At 61.7% G+C, this 4,828-nt stretch carries 3 protein-coding genes; all 3 read left to right on the top strand.

Features of this window, described 5'->3' with window-relative positions; all coding sequences use genetic code 11:
• Window positions 1-148 precede the first annotated feature (148 nt).
• The 3 genes from rfbA (at window position 149) to QSJ19_RS26175 (ending at window position 4,680) form a co-directional block, all read left to right on the top strand.
• Window positions 149-1,027, top strand: coding sequence for a glucose-1-phosphate thymidylyltransferase RfbA (gene rfbA / locus QSJ19_RS26185; protein WP_286323980.1), 879 nt, complete (start codon window positions 149-151; stop codon window positions 1,025-1,027).
• On the top strand, window positions 1,024-1,644 hold the full coding sequence (locus QSJ19_RS26180) for a dTDP-4-dehydrorhamnose 3,5-epimerase family protein (RefSeq protein ID WP_286323979.1): 621 nt from the start codon (window positions 1,024-1,026) through the stop codon (window positions 1,642-1,644). The genes rfbA and QSJ19_RS26180 overlap by 4 nt, the downstream gene beginning before the upstream one ends.
• 1,176 nt (window positions 1,645-2,820) lie before the next feature.
• Entirely contained in the window at window positions 2,821-4,680 is a 1,860-nt protein-coding gene (locus tag QSJ19_RS26175) for a UvrD-helicase domain-containing protein (RefSeq protein WP_286323977.1), read from the top strand.
• Window positions 4,681-4,828 lie beyond the last annotated feature (148 nt).

Raw genomic sequence — 4,828 nt, 5'->3', positions numbered from 1 at the left:
AGTGACCAGAATTCGCATGAACAGACCACACTTTCTTAACAGCAGTTGAGACCGACGTGACGAGAATTTCTGCGCGACAACAGAATGCGAGTCGTATCACATCGTCCGTCGAGTCGCAGCAAAGGTCCTTCGCGCGTATTCTTCCATCATGCGCGGGATAATTCTTGCCGGTGGTACCGGATCACGGCTTCACCCCATCACGCAGGGCGTGAGCAAGCAGTTGGTGCCTGTCTATGACAAACCGATGATCTACTATCCGCTGTCGATGCTGATGCTCGCCGGCATCCGCGACATCCTGATCATCACCACGCCACACGACAGCGCCGCGTTCCGTGGACTGCTGGGCAATGGAGATCAGTTCGGCATCAACCTCTCCTACGTCACGCAGCAGTCACCGGACGGGCTGGCGCAGGCTTTCACGCTCGGCGCCGACCACATCGGCATCGACTCCGTCGCACTCGTGCTCGGCGACAACATCTTCTACGGACCGGGCCTCGGTAGCCAGCTACAGGGCTTCGACGATGTGGATGGAGGCGCGGTATTCGCCTACTGGGTGGCGAACCCGACGGCCTACGGTGTCGTCGAGTTCGACGCGAACGGCACGGCACTGTCGCTCGAGGAGAAGCCGGAGCACCCGAAGTCGAACTTCGCCGTCCCGGGCTTGTACTTCTACGACAACGACGTCATCGAGATCGCCCGCAATCTGCAGCCCAGCGCGCGCGGCGAGTACGAGATCACCGACATCAACGCCCACTATCTCGACCGTGGGAAGCTCGCCGTCGAGGTCCTCCCCCGCGGTACCGCCTGGCTCGACACCGGCACCTTCGATTCTTTGCTCGATGCCGGCAACTTTGTTCGCACCATCGAGCAGCGGCAAGGCCTCAAGATCGCCGTGCCTGAGGAGATCGCCTGGCGTAACGGTTTCATCGGTGACGACGAGCTGCTGGCCCGCGCCGAGAAGCTCCGCAAATCCGGATACGGCAACTACCTTCTCGAGATTCTCTCCCGCGGCCGTGAGTTCTCATGAAACTCCGGCCGCTGACGATCGACGGTGCGTGGGAGATCACGCCGGTCCAGCACGGCGACGACCGCGGACTGTTCGCCGAGGTGTTCAAAGGTGACCTGCTCGCCGAGGCCATCGGCCACCGACTCGAGCTGGCTCAGGTCAACCTCTCGGTGTCGGCCGCAGGCGTCCTGCGCGGCGTCCACTTCGCCGACGTACCACCCGGACAGGCCAAGTACGTGACCTGCCCATCCGGGGCAATCCTCGACGTCATCGTCGACATCCGCGTCGGCTCACCCACGTTCGGCACCTACGACACCGTGCTGCTCGACGACGTCGACCGCCGCGCGGTGTACCTGTCGGAGGGTCTGGGTCACGCCTTTTGTTCGTTGGCCGACGGGTCCACGGTGACCTACCTGTGCTCGACTGGCTACAACCCGACGGGTGAGCACGGGATCAATCCGCTTGATGCGGAGTTGGGGATCGAGTGGCCGACGACGGCTCGGGACGGCATGCCGTTGGAGTACGAGTTGTCGGCGAAGGATACGGCGGCTCCGGGGCTGGTGGAGGCGCGGGAGTCGGGGTTGTTGCCGCAGAACGACGATGTGAGTGCGTTTCTTCGGTCCCTGCAATCCGGTTGATCAGGCCTCGCCATCCGTGGCGTTCAGACCCGTCACGACGGCCCCACCGATATGCACGCCCGATCCACGTAGGTGGGAAAAACGCCCCAGCCGGCCGGGGAGGAACGGGCGGCGCGCTCAGTTCGTGTCGACAGGTGCTCAGCAATCGTTTCGTCGCAAACTGGCGCCGAATGCCGACGTCGTCGTCGAGCTGGATGGTCAGCAATCATCGGTGACCGGTCTGCTCGATGTAACTACTCTGCTCGATCACCTACGACCGTTGATCTCGGCGGCTGCGTCCAACAAGCTCACCGCCGCGCGGTCGATCGGTGTTGTGTCATCGAAGCTCGCGCTTGCCTCCGCGAGTGTCACCGCCGTGGTCGTGAGCGCGAGGACTGGGTCGACCAAGATGACCTCATTGGGACGCGGCGGTCTCGGACCCGGATGTCGCCACCAGTTGGGCGGCAGGACGATCGGGAGCGGCAACTTTCCAGTGCCATCACCATCGCCGTCGAATCGGCGTTCGCGATGCGCCCTACCCAACCTTCAGTGAAGCGCGCGAGCACCCCACTCTCTCTCCCCTCGAGACGAGGTCGACGGAGAAGTCTAGAACTCGAGTGCTGATCATGGCCGACTTCCATGCCGCGAATGCACCCCAAGGATCCATCGAGGAGGACCACGGCTGGGGAAACGGACTGAGCACCCATGGATCCGGTACGGGCCCTACGGGTCGATCCGAGGGTGGCGGGCCAGGTGGAACCGGCCACCGCGGATGCTCAGGCAAGGGCGGCGAATACACGATCGGCACGGCAGGTTGCCAACCTGTGAACTCCGACAACCACGGCGGGCTCACCAGAACCGACCGTGAGATCCAGCCGTCGACCGTCGAGTAGTTGTTCCACAATGTGGCATCTCGCGCGGACAGGAGTCGCGCAGTACTCGAATCCATCTTTGCCTCAGACGGTATTGACGGGTAAACGTGAAACAGCTTCGGTGCTAACCGATCCCAACGCTGTGTCGAACCTTGCCCCAGCCAGCTCGACTCGATCGAAATATCCTCTGAACGACCGACCACGTTCAATTCTCGGCTTCCGTTCTCCTGTCGGTGAACACCCGGGTTCGCGACACACCATAATTATCGGCCCTTCGACTCGGCGGCAGTAGACCCCGTCGAGAGAATGAGGAATCATCACACCCATGGAATCGGACAGGAGCTCTATCGCTGCAACCCCCGAACAAGAACGAATCGTCACTGCCGCCAGAAGCGGTGATGACGTCGTGATTCAGGCAGTAGCGGGGTCCGGTAAGACGACCACCCTGCGCATGATCGCCGATACAACTCGGTCCCGAGGGCTATACATCGCGTACAACAAGGCGACGGCGACCGAAGCCGCGTCGAAGTTTCCACGGAATGTCACATGCCGCACCGCGCATTCATTGGCGTTCAAAACATTTGGGCGAACGTACCGACATCGAATCGGCGGCCCTCGACAGACTTCGAAACAGGTTGCGGAAATCTTGGGCATCCGACGATGGCTGACATTAGATCACTCGACAATCAATCCGTCACAACTCGCTCGCATCGCGATCGAGACGGTGCTTCGGTTTTGCCATTCCGCTGACGACACCATCAATGAGCTTCATGTGCCGTGGCAGCGAGGCCTCGGTGCAGAACAACAACGCGAACTCACGAGGGCCGTGTTGCCGTTCGCGATCGACGCGTGGGACGACGTCTGCAATACGCACGGGCTCCTACACTTCGAACACGACTACTACCTGAAGTTGTGGGCACTATCCCGTCCGCAACTGCCCGCCGACATGGTCATGCTTGATGAATGTCAGGATTCGAACCCTGTTCTAGCACAGGTGGTCCAGAGTCAGATTGGCTCTCAGGTCATCGCGGTGGGCGACTCCTATCAGCAGTTGTACGCATGGCGCGGAGCCGTCGACGCCCTCGACCAATGGCCTGCGCACCACTACCTGTCCCTGTCGCAGTCCTGGCGTTTCGGCACACCGATCGCAGACGAGGCCAACAAGTGGCTGGGCCTTCTGCGTTCTCCGACTCTCGTCCGCGGTAATCCGCGCATGCAATCAGCGGTCACAGAATGTTCACAGCCTGATGCTGTGCTGTGTCGTACGAACGCTGAAGCAATGTCTCAGGCGATGACGCGAATGGCCGACGGCGCTGCCGTCGCGATCGTCGGCGGCAGCGACATCATCAAGAGACTTGCGAGAGCAGCCGACGAACTCAAGCATGGGCGGCGCACCACCCATCCTGAGCTGTACCTGTTCACATCGTGGGGGGAGCTTCAGGAGTACGCCGACAACGACATCGGCGGCCGCGATCTGAAACCGCTCGTCAAGCTCATCGACGCGTACGGCGTCGACAGCATCCTGGCCGCTGCCGATGCCGTAGTCGAGGAGGACAAAGCGCAGGTGATCGTATCGACCGCACACCGCTCGAAGGGCCGCGAGTGGCCAAACGTGTACATTGCCAAAGACTTTCATGAGCCCAGCCAGGACGAGGATGGGAACCGCCGAGATATACCGCGCCACGATGCCATGCTCGCCTACGTGACCGTCACTCGGGCGCGCACACGGCTCGACAGGCGAGGGCTGTCGTGGATCGACAACTACTTGGGCGTGCCGCCTGCTCATTCGTCGCCGTCGGAACCGGCGCTCGAACGAGCAGCGCACAGCAAGATGCAAGCGGGCGCCACCGAGTTGTTGCGACGCGGTGATGTCTCGCAGTGTCCCGCCGAGGATCACCCGATCTGGCAAGACATCGTGGACGCCGAAGATCCAGATATCGAGCCCGAGATGTTGCGGCGAATCTGGTGGCTCATCGGTTCGCGAGAGTCGGTCACTACGGCGGCGCTGGCCTCAATCATTCGTACCAAGCAGATCAACGTCTCCGATGGCGTCCGCGCGCTCGGGCGCTGGGACCTTGTGTGCCGTGACTCAGAAGCCGATCGGTGGACGCTTCCGTGGTCGGAGGCACAGAGCCCGAAATACATTGCGGCCGTCCTCGACTGGGCGTCCGGTCAAGGACGCTAACGGCGGCTAGCCACAATCTGCCGCCACGAGTGCCAGGAGGCTCTGAGAGCGCCGATCGTTTACCGATGCCAGTTGAGCCAGACTTGCACCTCAGCGTTCACCACGGTTTAGCCTCGGGCTTTCACGCTGATTCCGTGTCGCAAATGAC

This window comes from Gordonia sp. ABSL11-1, from assembly GCF_030315685.1.
GTDB lineage: Bacteria > Actinomycetota > Actinomycetes > Mycobacteriales > Mycobacteriaceae > Gordonia.
The sequence above is the reverse complement of the archived record's forward strand: the minus strand, read 5'-3'. Positions and strand labels throughout refer to the sequence as shown.